The sequence below is a fragment of the Mycobacterium tilburgii genome (assembly GCF_902168065.1).
GTDB lineage: Bacteria > Actinomycetota > Actinomycetes > Mycobacteriales > Mycobacteriaceae > Mycobacterium > Mycobacterium tilburgii.
On the sequence record NZ_LR655721.1, the window covers coordinates 15,191 to 37,472 of the forward strand.

16 protein-coding genes, 3 tRNA genes and 10 pseudogenes are annotated in these 22,282 nt (G+C 65.8%); 18 read left to right on the plus strand and 11 right to left on the minus strand.

Annotation, left to right across the window (positions count from 1 at the left end; all coding sequences use genetic code 11):
* The first annotated feature begins 26 nt into the window (after positions 1-26).
* From FQ389_RS12795 to FQ389_RS12805, 3 genes and pseudogenes are all read left to right on the plus strand, one after another.
* A pseudogene (locus tag FQ389_RS12795) lies at positions 27-631 on the plus strand (TetR/AcrR family transcriptional regulator).
* Positions 631-1,439: pseudogene (locus tag FQ389_RS12800) on the plus strand (NADPH:quinone oxidoreductase family protein); the annotation flags it as partial. The pseudogenes FQ389_RS12795 and FQ389_RS12800, both read left to right, overlap by 1 nt.
* A 164-nt stretch (positions 1,440-1,603) precedes the next feature.
* Positions 1,604-2,074 carry a lipoprotein LpqH gene (locus FQ389_RS12805; RefSeq protein ID WP_144208226.1) on the plus strand — a complete coding sequence of 157 codons (471 nt, stop codon included), beginning with the start codon at positions 1,604-1,606 and terminating at the stop codon, positions 2,072-2,074.
* Here FQ389_RS12805 and FQ389_RS12810 read toward each other — a convergent pair.
* From FQ389_RS12810 to FQ389_RS12825, 5 genes and pseudogenes are all read right to left on the minus strand, one after another.
* Positions 2,067-3,573, minus strand: a pseudogene (locus tag FQ389_RS12810) (sensor histidine kinase). The gene FQ389_RS12805 and the pseudogene FQ389_RS12810 sit on opposite strands and share 8 nt — an antisense overlap.
* Positions 3,551-4,175, minus strand: a pseudogene (locus FQ389_RS12815) (response regulator transcription factor). Before FQ389_RS12815 ends, FQ389_RS12810 begins: the two co-directional pseudogenes overlap by 23 nt.
* A gap of 120 nt (positions 4,176-4,295) precedes the next feature.
* On the minus strand, positions 4,296-4,451 hold the full coding sequence (locus FQ389_RS18110; RefSeq protein WP_186296407.1) for a DUF6131 family protein: 156 nt from the start codon (positions 4,449-4,451) through the stop codon (positions 4,296-4,298).
* Between the two features lie 34 nt (positions 4,452-4,485).
* Positions 4,486-4,705 (minus strand): annotated as a pseudogene (locus FQ389_RS12820) (hypothetical protein).
* Positions 4,706-5,010: 305 nt separating this feature from the next.
* Positions 5,011-5,950 (minus strand): annotated as a pseudogene (locus FQ389_RS12825) (SAM-dependent methyltransferase).
* A 223-nt stretch (positions 5,951-6,173) separates the two neighbouring features.
* Here FQ389_RS12825 and FQ389_RS12830 point away from each other — a divergent pair.
* The 3 genes and pseudogenes from FQ389_RS12830 to FQ389_RS12840 form a co-directional block, all read left to right on the plus strand.
* A pseudogene (locus FQ389_RS12830) lies at positions 6,174-6,807 on the plus strand (phosphotransferase family protein); the annotation flags it as partial.
* Between the two features lie 10 nt (positions 6,808-6,817).
* Positions 6,818-7,045 (plus strand): hypothetical protein, encoded by a 228-nt coding sequence (locus FQ389_RS12835; protein ID WP_144208188.1) that lies wholly within the window; start codon positions 6,818-6,820, stop codon positions 7,043-7,045.
* A gap of 15 nt (positions 7,046-7,060) precedes the next feature.
* Complete coding sequence (locus tag FQ389_RS12840; protein ID WP_144208191.1) at positions 7,061-7,468, plus strand: hypothetical protein; 408 nt, start codon at positions 7,061-7,063, stop codon at positions 7,466-7,468.
* Between the two features lie 237 nt (positions 7,469-7,705).
* On the opposite strand, the gene FQ389_RS12845 is transcribed toward FQ389_RS12840, so the two are convergent.
* Positions 7,706-7,778 (minus strand) — tRNA-Arg (locus FQ389_RS12845).
* 35 nt (positions 7,779-7,813) lie between these two features.
* Positions 7,814-7,900 (minus strand) — tRNA-Ser (locus FQ389_RS12850).
* 91 nt (positions 7,901-7,991) lie between these two features.
* On the opposite strand from FQ389_RS12850, the gene FQ389_RS12855 reads away from it, so the two are divergent.
* On the plus strand, positions 7,992-9,056 hold the full coding sequence (locus FQ389_RS12855) for a pyridoxal phosphate-dependent aminotransferase (RefSeq protein ID WP_144208194.1): 1,065 nt from the start codon (positions 7,992-7,994) through the stop codon (positions 9,054-9,056).
* 3 nt (positions 9,057-9,059) lie between these two features.
* A pseudogene (locus FQ389_RS12860) lies at positions 9,060-9,512 on the plus strand (DUF4334 domain-containing protein).
* A gap of 22 nt (positions 9,513-9,534) precedes the next feature.
* Here FQ389_RS12860 and FQ389_RS12865 read toward each other — a convergent pair.
* Positions 9,535-10,116, minus strand: a pseudogene (locus FQ389_RS12865) (TIGR03086 family metal-binding protein).
* Positions 10,117-10,140: 24 nt separating this feature from the next.
* Here FQ389_RS12865 and FQ389_RS12870 point away from each other — a divergent pair.
* Positions 10,141-10,965: a crotonase/enoyl-CoA hydratase family protein gene (locus FQ389_RS12870; RefSeq protein WP_144208197.1), complete on the plus strand. Its 825-nt coding sequence runs from the start codon at positions 10,141-10,143 to the stop codon at positions 10,963-10,965.
* Positions 10,966-11,035: 70 nt separating this feature from the next.
* Entirely contained in the window at positions 11,036-12,271 is a 1,236-nt protein-coding gene (gene lipE / locus FQ389_RS12875) for a lipase LipE (RefSeq protein ID WP_144208229.1), read from the plus strand.
* Positions 12,272-12,647: 376 nt separating this feature from the next.
* On the opposite strand, the gene FQ389_RS12880 is transcribed toward lipE, so the two are convergent.
* Positions 12,648-12,734, minus strand: a tRNA-Ser gene (locus FQ389_RS12880).
* Between the two features lie 36 nt (positions 12,735-12,770).
* Between FQ389_RS12880 and FQ389_RS12885 the strand changes: the two genes are divergently transcribed.
* Positions 12,771-13,742 carry an NAD(P)H-quinone oxidoreductase gene (locus tag FQ389_RS12885; protein ID WP_144208200.1) on the plus strand — a complete coding sequence of 324 codons (972 nt, stop codon included), beginning with the start codon at positions 12,771-12,773 and terminating at the stop codon, positions 13,740-13,742.
* A gap of 103 nt (positions 13,743-13,845) precedes the next feature.
* On the opposite strand, the gene FQ389_RS12890 is transcribed toward FQ389_RS12885, so the two are convergent.
* Positions 13,846-15,042, minus strand: coding sequence for a cysteine desulfurase-like protein (locus tag FQ389_RS12890; RefSeq protein WP_144208203.1), 1,197 nt, complete (start codon positions 15,040-15,042; stop codon positions 13,846-13,848).
* Positions 15,043-15,159: 117 nt separating this feature from the next.
* Between FQ389_RS12890 and FQ389_RS12895 the strand changes: the two genes are divergently transcribed.
* From FQ389_RS12895 to FQ389_RS12925, 6 genes and pseudogenes are all read left to right on the plus strand, one after another.
* Positions 15,160-17,151 carry a DUF6541 family protein gene (locus tag FQ389_RS12895; RefSeq protein WP_186296409.1) on the plus strand — a complete coding sequence of 664 codons (1,992 nt, stop codon included), beginning with the start codon at positions 15,160-15,162 and terminating at the stop codon, positions 17,149-17,151.
* A 12-nt stretch (positions 17,152-17,163) separates the two neighbouring features.
* Positions 17,164-17,712 carry a bacterial proteasome activator family protein gene (locus FQ389_RS12900; protein WP_144208206.1) on the plus strand — a complete coding sequence of 183 codons (549 nt, stop codon included), beginning with the start codon at positions 17,164-17,166 and terminating at the stop codon, positions 17,710-17,712.
* A gap of 12 nt (positions 17,713-17,724) precedes the next feature.
* Positions 17,725-18,573 (plus strand): galactan export ABC transporter ATP-binding subunit Wzt/RfbE, encoded by an 849-nt coding sequence (wzt, locus tag FQ389_RS12905; protein ID WP_144208209.1) that lies wholly within the window; start codon positions 17,725-17,727, stop codon positions 18,571-18,573.
* Positions 18,566-19,477 (plus strand): galactofuranosyltransferase GlfT1, encoded by a 912-nt coding sequence (gene glfT1, locus FQ389_RS12910; protein WP_144208212.1) that lies wholly within the window; start codon positions 18,566-18,568, stop codon positions 19,475-19,477. Before wzt ends, glfT1 begins: the two co-directional genes overlap by 8 nt.
* Positions 19,474-20,304 carry a galactan export ABC transporter permease subunit Wzm/RfbD gene (wzm, locus tag FQ389_RS12915; protein ID WP_144208215.1) on the plus strand — a complete coding sequence of 277 codons (831 nt, stop codon included), beginning with the start codon at positions 19,474-19,476 and terminating at the stop codon, positions 20,302-20,304. The genes glfT1 and wzm overlap by 4 nt, the downstream gene beginning before the upstream one ends.
* Positions 20,305-20,790: 486 nt before the next feature.
* A pseudogene (locus tag FQ389_RS12925) lies at positions 20,791-21,082 on the plus strand (flotillin); the annotation flags it as partial.
* On the opposite strand, the gene FQ389_RS18115 reads toward FQ389_RS12925, so the two are convergent.
* Entirely contained in the window at positions 20,974-21,249 is a 276-nt protein-coding gene (locus tag FQ389_RS18115; RefSeq protein WP_260860738.1) for a hypothetical protein, read from the minus strand. The pseudogene FQ389_RS12925 and the gene FQ389_RS18115 overlap by 109 nt on opposite strands.
* A gap of 481 nt (positions 21,250-21,730) precedes the next feature.
* Between FQ389_RS18115 and FQ389_RS12935 the strand changes: the two genes are divergently transcribed.
* The gene (locus tag FQ389_RS12935; protein ID WP_144208236.1) at positions 21,731-22,210 is read left to right on the plus strand and encodes a GreA/GreB family elongation factor; all 480 of its coding nucleotides are present in this window, start codon (positions 21,731-21,733) and stop codon (positions 22,208-22,210) included.
* The last annotated feature ends 72 nt before the right edge of the window (positions 22,211-22,282 follow it).

The following is a 22,282-nucleotide window of genomic DNA, read 5'->3' on the forward strand; positions in this document are numbered from 1 at the left end:
GTAGCTTTCCCACACACACATTCGCCATAACCAACAGAGTCGCCGCGGCCGTTGAGCGCGCCCTCGACGACCGCCAAGCGCGAGGCGACCGAGGAGGTAGAACGCATTCTGGCCGCCGCGGTACGGGTCATGGAACGCGTCGCACCCGAGGCGCCCCATGTGTGACATCGTCGCGGAGGCCGGCTCGTCGAACAAGGCGTTTCACCGGTACTTCGCCGGCAAGGACGAACTCATCCTGGCGGTCATGGAGCGTGGCGTCGGGATCGTGGTGTCCTACCTCGAGCACCAGATGGCCAAGGAGGCGGCGCCGACGGACAAGATCGTCCGGTGGATCGAGGGGACGTTGGCCCAGGTCGCCGCCCCGATCTGGTCAGCAAAAGCCGCGCCGCGGCCGGTTAGATGTCGACCGTACGCCAATTGGCGTACGGTCGACCAGGAAATGATGCGTCCGCTGCGTGACCTGCTGGTCGAACCGGTTGCGGCCCTGGGCAGTAACGACGTGGATCGCAATGTCGAAGCAGTGTTCTGCTGCACGGCGGCACCGATGCGCCGCTACCTGGGCTCGGCCGCGCAGTCCGAGGACATCTCACATGTGGTGCAGTTCTGTCTCAACGGCCTGGGAGTCACCTGATGCGCGCTGTCGTCTGTCGCTCGTACGGTCCGCCGGAGAGCCTGGAACTCGACGAGGTGCTCGACCCCGTGCCGGCGCCCGGCCAGTTGCTGGTCCGGGTGCACGCCGCGGCGGTCAACTTTCCCGATGTGCTGTTCACGCCGGCAGATACCTGGTCAAGATTCCGCCGCCGTTCATCCCGGGCAACGAGATCGCCGGGGAGGTGATCGCCGCCGGAGCGGGTGCGCCGTTCAGTCCGGGACAACGCGTGGCCGGCACCACCTTCGGCGCGTTCGCCGAACAAGCGCTGCTCGACGCCGCGCAAGAGACGACCGTGCCCGACGATGCGGATTTCGCCTCGGCCGCCGTGTTCGGCGTGACCTACCGCACCGCCTAAACACGCCCTGCGCTCGAATGCCGCTGTCACAGCAGGAGATTGGGTCGTGGTGCCGGCGCCGCGGGCGGGGTGGGTCTGGCCGCGGTGGATCTGGCTGTGGCGATGGGGGTCCGGGTGCTGGCCGCGGCGTCGAGCCCGGAAAAGCTCGAGCTGTGCCGCCAACGTGGCGCGCAGGCCGTCGTCGACTACGACCGCGAGGATCTCAAGATGCGGATCCGCGAACTCACCGGCGACATTGCCCGCGTTGTCCTGGACCCGGTCGGCGGAGCATATCCCGATCCGGCACTGCAGGTGCTGGCGCGCGGCGGCACGTTTGTCACGCTCGGTTACGCCGCGGGCAGCATCCCGGCCATCCCGTTCAATTTCATTTTACTCAAAGATATCTGCGTGCGGGGAATGGAGATCCGCACGTTCATGACCGACTACCCCGACCTGGCGCAACTTTTTCCTCAGCGGGGCAACGGAACTGCGTGACGGCAGCCGGTTAACCAAACGAAACAATTTGCGCGAACCTCTCTTGCCCAGCGCGGCAAACCCGCATACTGCGTAAACGGCCCTCGATGTGGTGGGCCGCAACGATCGGGCAAGGAGAACAGGTGAAGCCTGAACTGACGGTCGCGGTTGCCGGAGCAGCGATTCTGATCGCAGGTCTATCCGGTTGTTCGAGCGACAAGAAGAGCACGAGTGGGTCCCCATCGACGAGCTCGTCGACCGCCAGCGGTGGTGGCGGCACCAAGGTCGTCATCGACGGCAAAGACCAGAACGTATCCGGCTCGGTCGTGTGCACCACGGCAGGCGGCAACATCAACATCGCAATCGGCGGGGCCGCAACGGGTATAGCCGCGGTACTGACCGATGCGAACCCGCCCCAGGTGACGTCCGTCGGACTGGGCAACGTCAACGGCGTGAACCTCGCCTACTCCTCGGCGGGTGGTGGCGGCAACGCCTCGGCCACCAAGAACGGCAACAGCTACAAGATCACCGGCACCGCCACCGGCATCGACATGGCCAACCCCACGCAGCGGGTGAGCAAGCCCTTCGAAATCGACGTAACCTGCTTTAGCTAGCCGAACCTGCGGGCGGTTGCCACCCATTGAGTGGCAACCGCACCGTGAATTCCGTCCGCCCGGGCGAGTTGTCTACCGAGATGGTTCCGTTGTGCGCCTTGACAACTGCCGAGACAATCGCCAAACCCAGCTCGGTGCTTCCGCTCTTACGGGAGCGTGAGGTATCGCCGCGCGTGAAGCCCTCGAAAACCTCGGACTGCGACGCTTTCGGAATACCAGGGCCGTTGCCGATCACCTGTAGCACGCTGTGGGTCGCGTCGGTGCTCAACCGTGTCGTCACAACGATCCCTGCCCCGGTGTGAATGCGGGCATTGGCAAGCAGATTCGTCAGCACCTGGTGCAGGCGGGCCGCGTCGCTGACGACCACCACCGGTTCTTCGGGCAGGTCGAGCTCCCACTGGTGGATCCGGCCCCGCCACGTGTGCGTCACTGACCGCGTCGACCGAGACCCGGGACAGGTCCACCTGTTCGCGTTCCACAGCGGCCGGCCGGAATCCAACCGCGCCAACAACAGGTCCTCGACGAGACGCGTGATCCGCTCCGTCTCCGACGCGACCCGGCTCATCGCGAGGGCCACCGCCTCACGGTCATCGCCCATGCGTTGCGTCAGTTCGGTGTAACCGCGGATCGCGGCCAGCGGGGTGCGCAGTTCGTGACTGGCGTCCGCGACGAACTGACGCACCCGGGTCTCACTGGCCTGCCGTGCCGATAGCGCGGCCGCGATGTGGTCGAGCATCCGGTTGAGTGCCGAGGCGAGCTGGCCGACCTCGGTGGCGGGGTTCGCGTCGGATTTGGGCACCCGCACCGGCAGTTCCACCTCACCGCAGTCCAACGGCAGGTTCGACACACGGCGGGCGGTCTGCGCGACGCGGCGCAACGGCGCGAGCGCGCGCCGGATGATCACCATTCCGGCAATCGTCGCCGCGGCCAAGGCGATGACGGTGACGATTCCGAAGAGGACGAGCATCTGCAGCAACGTGGCGTCGATGTCGCGGCCATCGACAGCCCGGTGACGATCAGGTCGCCGCCACGCCGGCTCGGGGCCGCCACCACGCGGTAGCTGCCCAGGACGTCCAGATCCAGCGTCACCGGTGCGTGGCTGCCGGCGATCGCCGCGAGCTGCTACTGCGCCTTGTCGCTCAGCGCGGCCCGGGAGCCGTCGCTGGTCAGGTAGCCGGCGTCGACCGTCCTACCGGTGCTGACCACCGCCGCGACCATGCCGGCCGGCTATCCAAGCGCGTCAAGGAAGCGCGGGCCGTGGGTAGTAGACCCGATCGCGGTGCCGCCCAGGACGGTTAGGTTCCGGATAGCAGGGCGGAGCGATGCGAGGTGCCGTCGAGCTGCTAGTCGAGCTGGCGCATCAGGTGATGATTGAGCGAAAGTTCGGTCGCCGCGGCGATCCCGACGCAGACCAGGGCAAGCATCACGACCTGGCCGACCAGCAACCGCAGCCGAAGCGACCAGACTCGCCGTGTCCTAGCGGGCTGGTTTGAGGACATAAACCGCACCCCGCAGCGTGTGGATCATCGGGTCAGCCACTGTCGATCTTCTTGCGAAGATACTAGATATACAGCTCGACGATGTTTGATCGGCCGCCGCGCATCATGAAGCGCAGCAGCTCAAATTCGGTGGAGGTCAACGAGATCGGCTCACCCGCGCGGGTCACCTCGTGGCCATCCTTGTCGAGCACCAAGTCGCCGACGACGAGTTGCGCGCCGCTGTCCACGGTGGTTACGTCGGTGCGCCGCAACAGCGCTCGCAACCGCAGCACCACCTCTTCGATGCTGAACGGCTTGGTGACGTAGTCGTCGCCACCGGCGGACAACCCCGCGATCCGATCCTTCACCGCATCCTTGGCCGTCAGCAGCAGCACCGGGAGTTGAGGAATTTCTTCGCGAAGTTTTGTACAGGACGTCGAGGCTGCTCATGTCGGGCAACATCATGTCCAGGACGACGACGTCGGGGCGATGGCCGACGCGCCGTTCCGGGCGGTCGCGATGTTCCAGCCCTCGTAGCGCATCGCCATGGAGACCATTTCGGCCAGAACCGATTCGTCGTCCACGACCAGCACGTTGATCAAATTGCCATCGGCGCGGCACATGACAACGCGCTCCAAGGAGGATCGAGACTGCATCACAAGTTCCAGTATCCGCGGCCTACTGAGCCACCGCTATGACATTACCTATGTGTGTCCTGTGAGGCGCCGTTTCGCGCGGCGGGGCTAGTACCAGTACCGCCTGCCGGCAACCGGGCGGCCCACCGCACCGACCACCCACATCACCGCCCCGATAACGATCAGAATAATGCCGATCGTCCACAGCAAAGGAATGGTTAAAACATATCCAAGAATGAGCAGAACGATGCCCAAGACAATCATGACAGTTTCCTTTACGTGAGTGACACTAGTTGACTTAGCATTTTGAACTGGGTTGCGGCACGCGGCAATCCTTGACTTTCGGATTGACGCCCGCATAATTCAGCGGCCCCGTCACCACAGTTAAAGCGAGTTCCTGCTGTGATACGGTTGGTTTCCTCATTTTGATTTTGAAAGTAACTGCGTTGCCAAGCTGCGAAGACCCCAATGAGCAGCCACACCAGAACGGTCGCGCCGATTATTCTGCGACCACGCATCGTGACCTCCGTTGTGTTCGAGAAGACATTCCCGTGGCATAGCTATACCCATTGGACTTATGTCTAAACTTGGGCTCGGCAAACTTCCGAAATAGAAAAACCCGCTCGGGATGGACCGATCGGCCCCGGGCGCGCCGCCGCCCGACCATCCGGTCCGGTGGCACGCGATGGGCCGCAACGGCCAGAGTACCGACGACTGCCGCCGAAATCGGCAGTGGCCGTTACGAACTCGAGGTTCGCAAACTGAGGCTAGCCGGAGTCGACACCATCCGGGTCCGACGCCGGCCGCGATCAGCGAATTGTGTTCACGCCGGGAGGCGCGCGGAGATGAACTGCGTCGGCGACATCGAGTCCTCGTACCCCGTCGGAACGCTGCGCCCGTAGAGTGCCATCAGCTCCGGGAAGCTCAACGACAATACGTCCCAGCCACGCTCAACCAGCCAGTTGTCGACCGGCGTGCGCTATTCCGGATACCACAGCTCGTCGAAATCGGTGACCTCGACAGCGATCAGCTTGGCGGCCGTCGAGCGCACACGCTCCATGTCCTCACGGTGCCGGCGCACCTTCTCCGGATCGGCGAATCCCTCCCCGGGAACGTTGGAGCACATCCAGCTGCCCGGCGCGCTCAGCGCGATGATGCGCTCGAACAACAAGTCCTAGGCCTGCGCCAACAGATACCGGATCAGTCCCTCGGCAGACCAGGCGCTCGGCTGCGAAGGATCAAAACCGGCTTCCTGCAACGCCTTCGGCCAATCCTGGCGCAGGTCGACGGCGGTGTTGACCAGCCGCGCGGTCGGGTGCGCACCGTGCTCGCGCAACGTCTCGTTCTTGAACTTGAGGACCTTGGGCTGGCTGGTCCAGCTCATAGACCACGGTGCCGTCCGGCCAGGGCAGCCGCCAGCTGCGGGCGTCCAGGCAGGACGCCAGGATCACCACCTGCCGGACACCGGATTCGGCCGCGCCGAGAAAGAACTCGCCGAAAAACGCCGTGCGGGTCGCCATGAAGTCGACCATCAGCTGCAGCCGACGCTGCACGTCCGGCTCGATCTCGACCGCCTTGGCCACCAGCGCAGGATCGGAGTAGAGGCTCCACACCCCCTCGCCCACGGCGTCGACGAAGACGCGGGCGAACGAGCCGCGGATGAGGGGGTCATCGCTCTCGGTCTCCGCGGCACGGGCTGCCGCGACGCCGAGCGCAGTGGCCCCCTGCGTGATGTCCCAGGAATCGTTCTCGGTCCGCGGCATACCGTCCTCCACTTTTATAGTCGTTTGCGTTCACTATTCTTCCAGGCTCGGCGAGCGCCGGTGTCGCGACAGTGGTTGCCTAGGCTGATTCTCAGACGGTCAACAGTTTCGGCGAGGAGTGCCATAGACACGTACGCCCCAGGAAGTATTCGATCACCACGTGCACGCGGTCGTCGCCGGCGACCTCGACGCAATCGTCGCCGATTACGCCGAAGACTCGATTTTCGGCAAGCCGGAGGGCCTCCTGGAACGCCAGGTGCCGCGCTGGCTCGCCGAGCTGGACTCGTACAGCGAGTACGACGGCTATCCCGGCCCCGACATTCCGGGCATCGATGAGGTGTCCTCCTGGCTCGAACGTCACCGCCCGGCGACGTGGATACCGGACATCATGCACGACGACTATCACGCCGCCAACGTCATGTTCTCCCACCGGGCCGGACGTCGTCGCGATCGTCGACTAGGAGATGTGCACCATCGGTGACCCGCTTCTGGACCTGGGCTGGCTGCTGGCCACCTGGCGTCAGCCGGACGGATCCAGCGTGTTCAGCCACGCCCTCGGCGGGCAGGACGGGTTGTCCAGCACCGACGAGCTCGTGGAACGCTACGCCGCCAACACCACCCGGGACCTGTCGCAGATCACCTGGTACACCGTGCTGGCGTGTTTCAAGCTGGGCATCGTCATCGAGGGGACGCTGGCGCGCGCGTGCGCGGGCAAGGCCGAGAAGGAAGTTGGCGATAAACTACACGCGGGAACGGTGCACCTGTTCGAACGGGTGGACCTACATCGGCAACCAGTGACGGCGCGGGCCGCGCCGTCCGAACAGCGCCCATGGCGCGCGCGGAAGACAAGCAACTAGGGTCGACGCCATGAGTCAGTTCGAACGCGGCCTGGCGCGGTTGCGAGACATGCGCTTTGACCTGTATGCCCAGCCGATGCGGCAAGTGAGCCTGGAGTTGAAGATCGTCTTCTTCTCGGTCCACCTGCCAATCGCCGGCGGTAAGACGCTGCGAGTTCCGATGATCGCCACGATCGGGCCAATGCCGGACACTCCAGGCGAACGGAACGCCGCAGGCAACGCCCCGCGCGCGGAATAAACGCGCGTCAAGCAGGTGCATAAATCGCAAGAACCGGCCCCGCGGCGAACGTCGTCGGACTACACTCTCGCCGTATTCAACCGCGTGCTGTCGGGCTGGCCGCGGCTGAAAGCATTCGAGTCAGCGGGGGAAGTCGACGATGAATTTCGCGCGCCAAACGATGCCCGCCGCACACGATCACGCGACGCGGACGCTGCGGGCGCCGAGCCTGAGGCAGGGGAGTTCCGCAGCCCACGGCACAAGGTCACCACCGGAGGCTTTTCCGGCGTGGTGATCGCGGGCACGTTCCTGGTGATCGCCTTCGTTGGCGACTTGCTACTCGTGACCAAGCCGACGGTGATCCTGTCGCCGTACAGCACGGCCGGTAGGCCACCGGGAACCGCGTCGCAAGGCTCGACACCCAAGGCGCCGACGAGCGGTTAATCGCGGTCATGACCACCCTGCCACGGCAGCGTGCCCGCCGACGGCGGGGCCGGACTGGTCAGGGACGCCCACGAGGCGTGCGCCCGCGCGGCCGAAGCCGGACCCCTGACCGAGCTTGCCAACCGCTTCACCCGGGAGGGAATGACTTTCACCGAATCGGTGGTGTTCGTCAACAACCGCGGTCGCCATCTACTGTCCGACCAAGTCGTGCTAAGCGGCATATTCGCTGGTAGAAAGCGCGCCCGAAGGGATTCGAACCCCTAACCTTCTGATCCGTAGTCAGATGCTCTATCCGTTGAGCTACGGGCGCCGGTTCCTCAGTTGTGCGTCCTCGAAAGGACTCAGCGGAGGCGAGAGGATTTGAACCTCCGGTCCCTTTGAGGGGACAACTCATTAGCAGTGAGCCCCATTCGGCCGCTCTGGCACGCCTCCCTTGGACTTTCTGAGGGTGTACCGGACGCATGGCGGGCGTCCCGGAACCGCCGGAGGCATAGCGTACACAGCCGCGACATATGCTGTCGAAGTGCCTGCCCGCCTACGGCCTGAGCTGGCCGGGCTGCCGGTTTTCGTGCCTGGTAAGACCGTGCCGGGCTCGATTAAACTGGCCAGCAATGAAACGGTATTCGGCCCGCTGCCCAGTGTTCGCGCCGCGATCGAGCAAGCGACCGACCTCGTCAACCGCTACCCCGACAACGGCTGCGTCCACCTCAAGGCCGCACTCGCCAAGTATCTCGGCTCGGGCTTCGAACCCGACCACGTCGCCGTCGGCGCCGGCTCGGTCAGCCTGTGCCAACAGCTGGTTCAGATCACCGCCTCGGCCGGCGACGAGGTGGTCCTCGGCTGGCGCAGCTTCGAGCTCTACCCGCCGCTGGTCCAGGTCGCCGGCGCGGTCGCGGTCAAGGTGCCGCTGACCAACCACACCTTCGACCTCTACGCGATGCTGGCCGCGGTCACCAAACGCACCCGGCTGATCTTCGTCTGCAACCCCAACAACCCGACGTCCACGGTCGTCGACCCGGACGCGTTAAGGCGCTTCATCGAGGCCGTCCCGCCGCACATTGTGATCGCGCTCGACGAAGCCTACGTCGAGTATATTCGCGACGACATGTTGCCCGACAGCCTGGGCTTGGTCCGTACGCACCCGAATGTTGTTGTGCTGCGGACGTTTTCGAAGGCCTACGGACTGGCAGGCTTGCGCGTGGGCTACGCCGTCGGGCACCCCGACGTGATCACCGCGCTGGACCAGGTCTACGTCCCGTTCTCGGTGACGAGCATCTCGCAGGCCGCCGCCATCGCCTCGCTGGACGCCGCCGACGAGCTGCTGGCACGCACCGACGCATTGGTGGCCGAGCGGGCACGGATGAGCGCCCAGTTACGCGCGGCCGGGTTTACCCTGCCGCTATCGCAGGCCAACTTCGTCTGGTTGCCGTTGGGCCCGCGGACGCACGACTTCGCCGCGCGCGCCGCCAACGCGGGGATAGTGGTTCGCCCCTACGGCGACGACGGGGTCCGCGTCTCCATCGGCGCCCCGGAGGAGAACGATGCCCTGCTGGCGTTCGTCCGCGACTGGATCGACGGGGAAGGGTAACGAATGAGCCTGGCCCGCAAGAAGTTCACCGAGTTCAAAGAACGCGGCGGCCCGATCGACGACGCCGAGCTCGACGAGTTCTGGGTGAGCCTGGAATCGACGACATAATCGGCGAGTGGCAGGGCGGCGAGTTCGTTACCGGCCACAAAATGAACGGACAGCTGCAGCAGGCTCGCTGGTTCGGCAAGACTTCACGTCCGCGCGCGAGGTGCAGCCGCTGGTCTGCTTGGACACCGACGGAAACAAGTTCTCCAACATCGAGATGGGCAAGGGCGAGGCCAGCCTGTGGCTGGAAGAGTTCCGCGGTGAGGTGACCGCGACGATGGTTTACGACGGGCAGCCCGTGCACGACCATTTCAAGAAGATCGACGACGCCGCGGTGATAGGCATCATGAACGGCAAGGGTGTGCTCGATCATGACCGGTACTTCATATTTTCTATCTGGAACGGGTGTAGCGCCCGGTACGCGGCTGACCCGCTAGACGGCCGGGTTGCGACCGGTGAACGCGACGAGCTTCTCCAGCGCCCCGGCATCGTCGGGCACCTCGACCGGTCGTCGAACCCCGCGGGGCCACGGAATTCCGGCCGGATCGCCGTGTGCGCGAGGTCCAGCACGTACTCGGCCAACGGGTGCGGGGCATCGATCTCGCGCCCCACCGCGACCGCGTAATCCGAAGCGTGCACCAGAAATTCGATGGAGAAGATGCCGCATGCCGCCCGGGCGGTCAACTCGTTTTGCCGAAACTGACGGTGCCGTCCAGGCCACGGCGGTGCCAGGCATCCAGGGCGGGCCGGGCCGCGGCGTCACCTGCCGCTCGACCGAATCGGTTGCGTCGGGCGCCGGAATGTCGGCATCGGCCATGCCGCCGATGCCGCTGATAGACTTGAGCAGATGCTCGTTCAGCCTGGACAGGTCGCATTCCGTGCACAGTGTTTGCTTGGCCAAATCGTCGGTGGCGATGGGGTGCAGCACTTGCCGCAGGATCCCCAACGTGTCCTCGGCGCTGTGCAGCTCGTACGCGGGCGGTGAGCGAGGACCGGGTCGCAAATCACGAGACATGTTTGCCACACTACGGTCTGCCACATGGGCGAAACATACGAATCCGTCACTGTCGAGATCAAAGACCAGGTCGCACAGGTGACACTGATCGGGCCGGGCAAGGGCAACGCGATAGGACCCGCCTTCTGGTCGGAGCTGCCTGAACTGTTCGCAAACCTGGACTCCGACCCTGACGTGCGGGCCATTGTGCTGACCGGTTCCGGCAAGAACTTCAGCTACGGCCTGGACGTGCCGGCCATGGGCGGCTCGTTCACCCCGCTGCTGTCCGGCGACGCGCTCGCCGGGCCGCGTGCGGTGTTCCACCGCGAGGTCAAGCGCATGCAGGCCGCGATCACCGCGGTCGCCGACTGCCGCACCCCCACCATCGCGTCGGTGCACGGCTGGTGCATCGGCGGCGGTGTCGACCTGATCTCCGCGGTCGACATCCGCTACGCCAGCGCCGACGCGAAGTTCTCGGTGCGGGAGGTCAAGCTCGCCATCGTCGCCGACATCGGCAGCCTCGCCCGGCTGCCGCTGATCCTCAACGATGGCCACCTACGCGAGCTGGCGCTGACCGGCAAGGACATCGACGCCGCCCGCGCCGAGAAGATCGGCTTGGTCAACGACGTCTACGAGGACGCCGAGGCGACGCTGGCCGCCGCCCATGCCACCGCCGCGGAGATCGCCGCCAACCCGCCGCTGACGGTGCACGGCATCAAGGACGTCCTGGACCAGCAGCGTACAGCCGCGGTCGCCGAGAGCCTGCGCTACGTCGCGGCCTGGAATGCGGCGTTCCTGCCGTCCAAGGACCTGACCGAGGGCATCTCGGCGACGTTTGCCAAACGCACGCCCCAGTTCACCGGGGAGTAGCCCGACGCCACGTATCCTCGCTGGGGTGGCGACAAGGACTCCAGAGACTCCCGAGACTCCAGACGGACAGCTGACGCCCGACGGGAAGATCCACGTCCCGGCTGACCTGGACGCGGTCACCTCCGTCGGCGACGAAGACCACTCCGGTACCGACCCCGCCGCCTTCGAACGCATTTGGCAGGCCGCCCGCCACTGGTACCGGGCGGGCATGCATCCGGCCATCCAGCTGTGCATCCGGCACCGTGGGCGCGTCGTGCTCAACCGCGCGATCGGCCACGGGTGGGGCAACGCGCCCACCGATGCACCGGACGCCGACAAGATCCCGGTCACCACCGACACACCGTTTTGCGTGTATTCGGCGGCCAAGGGCATCACCGCGACCATGGTGCACATGCTCGTCGAACGCGGCGTTTTCTCGCTCGACGACCGCGTCTGCGAGTACCTGCCCAACTTCACCAGCCACGGCAAGGACCGCATCACGATCCGCCATGTGATGACCCACAGCGCCGGACTGCCGTTTCTCACCGGGCCGAAGCCGGACCTCAAGCGGACCGACGATCATGAATACGCCCAGAACATGCTCAGCAACTTGCGTCCGCTGTACCGCCCGGGCCTGGTGCACATCTACCACGCGCTGACCTGGGGACCGCTGATGCGCGAGATCGTCTACGCGGCCACCGGCAAGGACATTCGCGAGATCCTGGCCGCCGAGATCCTCGACCCCCTGGGCTTCCGCTGGACCAACTTCGGTGTCGACAAAGAGGACCTCGCGCTCGTCGCGCCGAGTCACGCGACCGGTCGGCCGTTGACTCCGCTCATCGCACAGATATTCCGCAAGGCCATCGGCGGAACCATGCACGAAATGATACCGGTGACCAACACCCCGTTCTTCCTGACCACGGTGATTCCGTCGTCGAACACTGTCTCGACCGCCAACGAGCTGTCCCGCTTCGCCGAAATATGGCGTCGCGGAGGCGAGCTCGATGGCGTTCGGGTGATGCGGCGGGAAACGGTGCGCGCCGCCACGACCGAAAGCCGGCGGTTGCGGCCGGATTTCGCGGTCGGCTTGATGCCCGCGCGCTGGTCCACCGGATTCATATTGGGCACCAACAGGTTCGGCCCATTCGGGCGTAACGCACCGGCCGCATTCGGCCACCTCGGACTGGTCAACGTCGCGATCTGGGCCGATCCGCAGCGTAGCCTCGCCGCCGGCCTGATCAGCAGCGGCAAACCCGGCCACGACCCAGAGAACCGCCGGCACGTCGCGCTGATGAACGCCATCGCCGCCGTGATTCCGACCGGGTGAGGGCCAGTGGCCGTTCGTCGACGACAGTGTGGACGGGCGATCGGCCGCAGCGACGAGGTCGCCCGGCGCTCAAGATTGGCGGTCAGGGCCTCGGCGCGGTCTGCACCTCCCTGAGCGGGGGCGCGGTCGAAACGATGCTCCTCGGCGACGCCACCGCGTCACCGACGCGACGGTGACGACCGCCGCCCCGACGCCGCTGCGTGGCCCCAGTACGGTCCTGCTCCCGCCCTGACGCGCCGACGAGGCGCTGCCTTTGCTGGCGATTTCGCGGGGCGCGGCGGTGGTGTACACCGATGTGCACATCGCTCCTGCCGACGGTGTCGGCGCCGTCGTTCGCCGTTTACCGACGAGTCAACCGCCTCGCCGCTGATCACTGCGGTGGCGGAGGGATTTGAACCCCCGGACGGTTTTTGCCGTCTCTCGCTTTCAAGGCGAGTGCATTAGGCCGCTCTGCCACGCCACCGCTGACCAGGGTAATGGGGCTAGTACCGTGGCCCGCATGCGCGCTATCGTCGCCGAGTCATCCGACCGACTCATCTGGCAAGAAATCCCCGACGTCTCCGCGGGTCCCGACGAGGTATTGATCAAGGTCGCCGCGGCCGGGGTCAACCGTGCCGACGTGCTGCAGACCGCCGGTAAGTATCCGCCGCCGCCGGGCGCCAGCGACATCATCGGCATGGAAGTGTCCGGAGTCATCGCCGAAGTGGGTTCCGGTGTCACGGAATGGTCCGTCGGGCAAGAGGTTTGCGCGTTGCTGGCCGGTGGCGGGTATGCCGAGTACGTCATTGTCCCCGCGGCGCAGGTGTTGCCGATTCCCGACGGCGTCACGCTGGAGGACGCCGCGGGGCTTCCCGAGGTCGCCTGCACGGTGTGGTCGAATCTGGTGCTAACGGCTAATCTGAGCAAGAGCCAGCTGCTGCTGATGCACGGCGGGGCCAGTGGCATCGGCACCCACGCGATCCAGGTCGCTCGGGCGTTGGGTGCGCGGGTGGCGGTCACCGCGGGCTCGGCGGCCAAGCTCGACATCTGCCGCGACCTGGGCGCCGAGATCACCATCAACTATCGCGAAGAGGACTTCGTCGCGCGGCTTCGTGGCGAGACGGACGGCGCCGACGTGATCTTCGACATCATGGGCGCCTCCTACCTGGACCGCAATCTCGACGCCCTGGCCACCGACGGTCAATTGGTCATCATCGGCATGCAGGGCGGGCTGAAGGCCGAGCTGAACATCGGCAAGCTGCTGCCAAAACGGCTGCGAATCATTGGAACCACGCTGCGGGCCCGACCGGTGACCGGCCCCAACAGTAAAAGCGAAATCGTTGCGGCGGTGACGGAGTCGCTGTGGCCGATGATCGCCGACGGTCGGGTACGGCCGATCATCGGCGCGCGGATGCCGATTCAGCATGCCGGCGACGCCCATCGCAGCCTGGTGGCCGGCGACGTCCACGGCAAGATCGTGCTGACCGCCTAAGCGACGCGGATTTCAGTGTGCCGCTAAAGTTTTCAGTGTGAGGATGCGGCGGCCACGCCGGGCGCGGCCGCCGTGGCTGCACGGTCAACGTTGTCGGGCGCGGCTAGCCGAACGACGCCAGGGCGCGCACCAACTGGTCGACCTCGGCCATCGTCGAGTAATGCGCCAGCCCCACGGTCACCGCGCCACCGACCTCGTTGGCGCCCAGCGCGTCGAGCACGCGTGAGCTCTCGTTCGACACGGCCAGAATTCCGTTGTCCGCCAAGCGTTGAACGACCCGTTCGGCCGGCACGCCCTGCAACGCGAAACTAACCACCGGGATCCGCACCTCGGTCCGACCGATCAGCATCACCAACGGCAACGTCCGCAACGACATCATCAAATAGTCGAAGATGCGGGTCATGTACGCGGCCGCGGATTGCATCGACACCGACAACCGCTCACGGCGGGTGCCGCGCGCTGACTCATCCAGCGCCGCAAGGTATTCGATGCTGGCCACCACGCCGGCCAGCAGACCGTACTGATGCGCCCCGACCTCCAAACGCGCCGACCCGGTGGCGGTGATATCGGTGGACACCGAGCTGAACGTGTTGATCAGCGCCGGGTCGCGGAACACGATCGCCCCGATCGGCGGCCCGCCCCAGGCGAGCGCGTTCACCGCCACCACATCGACGTCGGTCTCCTTGACGTCGAGGAGCCGGTAGGGCGCGGCCGCGGAATGGTCCACGATCACCATCCCGCCGACGTCGTGCACCAGCTTGGTCAGCGCCCGCAGCTCGGTGACGGTGCCCAGCGTCCCCGACGCCGACGTGACCGCGATCAACCGGGTGGATTTCCCGACCAAGCTCTCCCACTGCCACGTCGGCAGCTCACCGGTCTCGATGTCGACCTCTGCCCACTTCACTTTGGCGCCATAGCGGTGAGCCGCCCGCAGCCACGGCGCGATGTTGGCCTCGTCGTCCAGCCGGCTGACCACCACCTCGTACCCCAGGCCGGCCCGCGAGGACGACGCCTCGGCCAGCGAGGACAGCAGGATCGCGCGATCCGCGCCCAGCACCACTCCCGCCGGGTCAGCGTTGAACAGATCGGCCACCGCGGCCCGGGCCGCGTTCAACACCGCCGCGCTGCGCTGCGCCGAGGGGTGCGCCCCCACGGTCGTGGCAGCCGACCGGCGGAAAGCGGTGGAAACGGTGGTCGCCACGGAATCGGGAATCAGCATTCCGGCCGGAGCGTCGAAGTGGACCCACCCGTCACCCAGCGATGGATGCAGTCCGCGCACCCGGGCGACATCGTAAGCCATGCCAGCCACCTTAGAGCTTTCGCAATCCCGCGAGACTGTGACGGTTGCGGGTGCTGCGACGGGTCAAGCCAGACGTGGCCTCCCGAGCCAGGTCACCCGGGCAGCCATACTAGTCCAGTGGGGCTCTGGATCGGAACGCTGATCGCGCTGTTCTTGCTGATCGCCCCGGGTGCCATCATCGCGCGGATAGCCCAGCTGACGTGGCCGATCGCGGTCGCGGTGGGCCCCGCGCTGACCTACGGCGTGGTCGCGCTGACAATCATTCCCTTCGGCGCGGTCGGAATCCCTTGGAACGGCTGGACGGCGCTCGCCGCACTGGCCGTCGTGTGCGTCGCGATGACGGGATTGCAGCTGGCGCTCAGGCGCTACCGCGACGCCGAGGCCGAGGCCCGCGGGATCGGGGGCTGGCCGGCGCTGGCGGTCGCGGCCGGTGTCCTGCTCGGCGCGCTGCTCGTTATGTGGGCTGCGTATCGCGGACTGGCGGCACATTGGCAGACCATCCCGAGCACCTGGGACGCAGTCTGGCACGCCAACGAAGTCCGGTTCATTCTCGACACCGGCCAGGCGTCCTCGACGCACATGGGTGAGCTGCGCAACGTCGAAACCCACCACCTGCTGTACTACCCCTCCGTGTTCCACGCGTTGACCGCCGTGTTCTGCCAGCTCACCGGGGCGGCGCCGACCACCGCGTACACGCTGAACTCCGTGGCCGCGGCCGTCTGGCTGTTCCCGACCAGCGCGGCGATGCTGACCTGGCATCTGCGGCGGCCGCGCACCACCGAGTGGCGTACCGTGGGAGTGGCGGCCACCGCGGCCGCGCTGTCGGCGTCGTTCACCGCGCTCCCTTACGTCGAGTTCGGCGTCGCGGCGATGCCCAACCTGGCGGCCTACGGCGTCGCTGTGCCGACATTCGTGTTGATCACCTCGACGCTGCGGCACCGCGACCGCATCCCCACCGCCGTTCTGGCGATGGTGGGCGTCATGTCGGTACACATCACCGGCGGCTTCATCGCCGTGCTTTTCCTGTTGGCGTGGTGGGCCATGGACGCGCTGTGGCATCCGGTGCGGCGCAGAGTGGCCGATGCCCTGATCCTGGCCGGCGTCGTGGTGGTGGCCGGCCTGATCCTGTTACCGCAGTTCATCAGCCTCCAGCAGCAGAAAGACATCATCGCCGGGCATTCATTCCTCACCCACCTGAGCATGAAGCGCGGCTTTTTCGACATGATCTTCCAACGCTCCCGCCACCTCAATGACTTTCCGGTCCAGTACGGCCTGGCCGCCCTGACGGCGATCGGCGGTGTCATCTTCCTCGTAAAAAAAGTCTGGTGGCCGCTGGTGGTGTGGCTGCTGCTGGTCCTGGTCGGCGTCGATGCCGGCACCCCGGTGCGCGGCGTGACCGGCACGCTGGCCGGGGGGATCGGGGAGTTCTTCTACAAGGACCCGCGCCGCATCTCCGCGGCGATCACGCTGCTGCTGGAACCTATGGCCGGGGTGGGGCTGTTCGCGATCGTCGTCACGCTGGCGGCCGGCGCCCGGCGGGTCACCGAACGCGTCCGACCGTCCGCCACAACCGAGAAGCGCACCGAACCACCCTGGGTGGCGGCGACCGCGGTGCTGCTGGTGCTGTCCACCGTGTTCATCGCCCGGCATTACTTCTATCGACACCTATGGCTGATGGGTGACAAGTACGACTCGGTGATGATCGACCAGCGCGACCTGATGGCGATGGCCTATCTGTCCACGTTGCCCGGCGCACGTAGCACGCTGATTGGAAACGCCAACACCGACGGCACCGCCTGGATGTATGCCGTGGCCGACCTGCATCCGCTCTGGACACACTACGACTATCCGCAACAGATGGGCCCGGGCCCGCAGCGGTACAACTTCTGGGCGTTCGCCCGCCGCGGCATTTCCGATCCCAGAGCGGTCGAGGCTATTAAAGCCCTCAATATTCGGTACATCCTCACTAGCACACCGACGGTTCGCGGGTTCGTCGTACCGGACGGACTAGTGTCGCTGGAAAAATCGAAGTCGTGGGCGCTGATCTACGACAACGGTGGGGCCAAGATCTATGAATGGCGTGGAGATGCCGACCAGCCCCACCACTAGAAGCACACGAGGATGGTGACCGGATTGAGTAACGGCAACGATAGCCCGGACTCCGACGGTGTCGAAATCATCGGTGGCGTCGATCCGCGCATCATGGCGATACGCCAGGACGCCGACGACGAAGACTCCGAGGAGCGCTCGCTGACTGACCTGGTCGAGCAGCCGGCCAAGGTGATGCGCATCGGGACCATGATCAAGCAACTGCTTGAAGAGGTGCGCGCGGCACCGCTCGACGAAGCCAGCCGCAAGCGGCTGCGCGACATCCACGCCACCAGCATCCGCGAGCTGGAAGACGGGTTGGCGCCCGAGCTTCGCGAGGAGCTCGACCGCCTGACGCTGCCGTTCAACGAGGACTCCGAACCATCCGACGCCGAATTGCGCATCGCGCAGGCGCAACTCGTCGGGTGGCTGGAGGGACTGTTCCACGGCATCCAGACCGCGTTGTTCGCCCAGCAGATGGCGGCCCGCGCGCAGCTCGAGCAGATGCGCCAAGGCGCGCTGCCGCCCGGCATCGGCCGCACGGGCCACGGACACGGCTCGGGCACCGGGCAGTACCTGTAAGAGCAGGTAACAGTGTCCGGTCCGGGCGGTCCGCATATCGAGACCAGCAACGCGTGGGTGGAATTCCCCATTTTCGACGCCAAGTCGCGCTCGTTGAAGAAGGCCTTCCTCGGTAAGGCGGGCGGGACGATCGGGCGCAACAATTCCAACGTCGTCGTCGTCGAGGCGTTACGGGACATCACCATGTCGCTCGAGCTGGGTGACCGGGTCGGCCTGGTCGGCCATAACGGCGCCGGGAAATCGACACTGCTGCGGCTTCTTTCGGGCATCTACGAGCCCACCCGGGGCTGGGCGAAGGTGACCGGACGCGTCGCGCCGGTGTTCGACCTCGGCGTGGGCATGGACCCGGAGATCTCCGGTTACGAGAACATCATCATCCGCGGCTTGTTTCTGGGGCAGACCCGCAAGCAAATGCTGACCAAGGTCGACGAGATCGCCGAGTTCACCGAACTCGGCGATTACCTGTCGATGCCGTTGCGCACCTACTCCACCGGTATGCGGGTCCGGCTAGCAATGGGCGTGGTCACCAGCATCGACCCGGAGATCCTGCTGCTCGACGAGGGCATCGGCGCGGTGGACGCCGAGTTTTTGAAAAAGGCCCAGTCGCGGCTGCAGAGTCTGGTGGAGCGTTCTGGGATCCTGGTTTTCGCCAGCCATTCCAACGAATTCCTGGCCCGGCTGTGCAAGACGGCGATGTGGATCGACCACGGCAGCATCCGCCAGTCGGGCAGCATCGAAGACGTGGTGCGCGCCTACGAGGGTGAGGACGCGGCACGCCACGTCCGCGAGGTGCTCGAAGAGACACGCATGCAAAACCAGGCCGACCGACCGCTGGCGCAAAACGCTTCCGGGGATGAGTGAATCCATCTTCGCCGTCGTGGTCACCCACCGGCGACCCGACGAACTCGCCAAGTCGCTGGACATGCTCAGCACTCAAACCCGGCTGCCCGATCACCTGATCGTCGTCGACAACGAGGGCGCCGCGGACAGTCGTGTAGCTGAACTGGTTTCCGCCCAACCTATCTCGACCACATATCTGCCCTCACGCCGAAATTTGGGCGGCGCAGGCGGTTTCGCGCTCGGCATTTTGCACGCGCTAGCACAGGGCGCCGACTGGGTGTGGCTTGCCGACGACGACGGCCGCCCGCAGGACTCCCGGGTGCTGGCCACGCTGCTGGACTGCGCCGAGAAACACGGCCTGGCCGAGGTGTCACCGATGGTATGCAACCTGGACGACCCGGAACGGCTGGCGTTCCCGTTGCGCCGCGGCGTGGTATGGCGCAGGCGCGCAGGCGAATTGCGCACCGAACCGGGACAAGACTTGCTGCCCGGCATCGCGTCGCTGTTCAACGGCGCGCTGTTCCGGGCGTCGACCTTGGACGCCGTCGGGGTCCCCGACATGCGGCTGTTCATCCGCGGCGACGAGGTGGAGCTGCACCGGCGGCTGGTGCACTCGGGCCTGCCGTTCGGCACCTGCCTGAACGCCGTCTATCTGCACCCGTGTGGGTCCGACGAGTTCCGGCCCATTCTGGGTGGCCGCATGCACACCCAGTACCCCGACAATGCGATGAAGCGGTTCTACACCTACCGCAATCGCGGCTATCTGCTGGCGCAGCCGGGCCTACGGAAGCTACTCGTCCAGGAGTGGCTGCGGTTCGGCTGGTTCTTCTTAATATCCCGCCGCGACCCCAAGGGTATGCTGGAGTGGATTAGGCTACGCCGCATGGGCCGTCGCGAACAATTCGGCACGCCGGGAGGATCATGACATTCATCGACGCCGCCGCTCAGTCGCGGACGTTCGCCCGGGCCTGGGGCGACTTGGTCTCCGGCTTCCGCCGGCACGAGCTGTGGCTGCATCTGGGTTGGCAGGACATCAAGCAGCGCTACCGCCGATCGGTGCTGGGGCCGTTCTGGATCACCATCGCGACCGGCACCACGGCTGTGGCGATGGGCGGGTTGTACTCGAAGCTGTTTCACCTGGACTTGTCGGTGCACCTGCCCTATGTCACCCTCGGGCTGATCATCTGGAACCTGATCAACGCGGCCATCCTGGAGGGCGCCGACGTCTTCGTCGCCAACGAGGGACTGATCAAGCAGTTGCCGACGCCGTTGAGCGTGCACGTCTACCGGCTGGTGTGGCGGCAGATGATCCTGTTCGCTCATAACATCGTCATCTACTCCGTCGTGGCAGCGATCTTTCCCAAACCTCGGTCGTGGGCTGACCTTTCGGTGATCCCGGCGCTCGGGCTGATTGTGCTCAACTGCATCTGGGTGTCCCTGTGTTTCGGCATCCTGGCGACCCGCTACCGCGACATCGGTCCGCTGCTGTTTTCGGTCGTGCAGCTGCTGTTCTTCATGACACCGATCATCTGGAACGACGACACGTTGCGACAGCAGGGCGCCGGACGCTGGTCGAGCATCATCGAACTCGACCCGCTGCTGCACTATCTGGACATCGTGCGGGCGCCATTGCTGGGCGCCCACCAGGAGCTGCGGCACTGGGCGGTGGTGCTGATGCTGACCGTCGTCGGCTGGCTGCTGGCGGCATTCGCGATGCGGCAATACCGCGCCCGGGTCCCCTACTGGGTCTAGCCGTCCAGGCGCCACACACCGCGCCAAGAATCCTTTGAGGATCCGTCAAGGCACTCCTTCGACGCTGTGCTAACCAGGTACCGGTCGGCGGCGAAGGGATCGCGATGCTCAGGCTGTTCGGCGGCGAACAGATCGCGGCGCCTCTCGGGGCGGGCAAAGACACCGAAACTCGGCGCCGGAACCCCTCGATGAGGGACCATGCGATCGTGAGCGATGCCGCGGCAATCGGTTGTGTGGGGACGATCGTCGTGGCGACACGCGGTGACCGCGGTCCCGGCGAGGTGCTGGTGACCGTACGGGGTGCCAAGGAGACCTTCCTGGCCTGGTCCGACGATCCGCTGCCCAAGGACAGCCAGGTCCGGGTGGTCGAAATCCGTGGCGGGCGAACCGTCGTCGTCGAACCCTGGCAGACGCAACAATACCTGGTCCGACCCAGACGGCGAGTGAAACCCGCTGCTGCACAACACAACCGAAAGGAATTCAAGAATGCTCGGTTACAAGGTGCCCGCTCCCGACGAGGCACTGCTGATCTCCGGCGGCCGGGCCAAGGGAACGCCCCCTTCCGGGTCGTCACCGGACACACGGTGCGTTCGTCATCTCGTTCTTCCGTAAGACACGCTTCCTGACCCTCGCCATGTGCGAATCCGAAGTGGCCGAAAAGTGTGTCACTCAACAGGGAATCACGCTCAACGTGCGGGCGGTAATCTCGTTCATGGTCGGCAACGACACCGAAAGGATCATCAGCGCCTCGCAGCGCTTCTTGTCCGAACAAGAGCGGGCGCGGAGCAACCGACGATCTGCGTGATCGACGACGCACACGGGGTCGACCGGGCCTCCATGCAGGCGTTCGGCTTGACGGCGCGCCGGCTTTTGGCGGACCGGGTGGTCATGCTGTTCGCCACCCTGTACGGCATCCATCCCCTCGACGAGCTGCCCGGAGTTCAAGCTGCGCTGTCTGTCCGACTTCGACGCGCGGGCGCTGCTGACCGCGCTGGTCCCCGGGCGGCTCAGCGATCAGGGGCTAGACAGCATCATCGGCGTGCGCGAACTGCGGGCCACTGGCGAGAAGGTGCGCAGCCAGCGAAAGGCGATAGCTCGCCGCTGACCGGCCAGGAGCTCCACATTGCCCGGGCTGGCCCGCGACTGCTACACCAACTCCGAGATCGGCGCACAGCTCTTCATCAGCCCACGAACCGTGGAGTGGCACCTGACCGCGTCTTCGCCAAACTTGGTGTCACTTCGCGGCGGGGAGCTGCGCAGCGCCCCGGTCGACCGGCCCCTGACCGGACAATTCGGCGGCGCCGGCGAACTGCGAGGATTCCGGTTCGGAAACGGGTGTACGCGCTTCATGAATAATGGTGGCTGCTATCCCGTGGTGCGACACTGGTACGCCACCCCGAGCAAACTGGGCGAAAGGTTCACCGACGTGGGCAAGAAGGTCCAATCAGCGGCCGATGCGGCGCGGGAGAACCTCGCCGCGGAGGTGAACCGGCTACGACAGCGGCGCGAACTTCTCGAGGCCGAGGTCAAGAACGACCGCGGCATGGTCGGCGACCACGGCGACGCGGCGGAGGCGATTCAGCGGGCCGAGGAACTGGTGGTGCTCGGCGATCGCATCAACGAGTTGGACCGGCAGCTGCGGGCCGGTCCGTCGCATTTCGACGGGGACGAAACGCTGCCCGGCGGCACCGAGGTGACGTTGCAGTTCGCCGACGGCGAAGTCGTCACCATGCACGTCATCTCCATCGTCGAGGAGACGCCCGCCGGCCGCGAGGCCGAGACGCTTACCGCGCACAGCCCGCTCGGGCAGGCGCTGGCCGGGCACAAGGCGGGCGACACCATCACATACTCGACGCCGCACGGCGAAAGCCAGGTCGAGCTGATCTCGGTGAAGCTGCCCCGTTAGCCGCCCGTCGGCTGCCCCGGTGGCGCGCGCGTCCCGATAAACTCCCCCAATGCATCCCCCCGAGTCCGGAAC

Excerpts from the sequence above, each read along its gene's own strand:
- FQ389_RS18110 (WP_186296407.1), bottom strand. The coding sequence starts at position 4,451 with ATGATTGTCTTGGGCATCGTTCTGCTCATTCTTGGATATGTTTTAACC.
- FQ389_RS12835 (WP_144208188.1), top strand. The coding sequence starts at position 6,818 with ATGAGTCAGTTCGAACGCGGCCTGGCGCGGTTGCGAGACATGCGCTTT.
- FQ389_RS12870 (WP_144208197.1), top strand. The coding sequence starts at position 10,141 with ATGGGCGAAACATACGAATCCGTCACTGTCGAGATCAAAGACCAGGTC.
- FQ389_RS12885 (WP_144208200.1), top strand. The coding sequence starts at position 12,771 with ATGCGCGCTATCGTCGCCGAGTCATCCGACCGACTCATCTGGCAAGAA.
- FQ389_RS12890 (WP_144208203.1), bottom strand. The coding sequence starts at position 15,042 with ATGGCTTACGATGTCGCCCGGGTGCGCGGACTGCATCCATCGCTGGGT.
- FQ389_RS12900 (WP_144208206.1), top strand. The coding sequence starts at position 17,164 with ATGGTGACCGGATTGAGTAACGGCAACGATAGCCCGGACTCCGACGGT.
- glfT1 (WP_144208212.1), top strand. The coding sequence starts at position 18,566 with ATGAGTGAATCCATCTTCGCCGTCGTGGTCACCCACCGGCGACCCGAC.
- wzm (WP_144208215.1), top strand. The coding sequence starts at position 19,474 with ATGACATTCATCGACGCCGCCGCTCAGTCGCGGACGTTCGCCCGGGCC.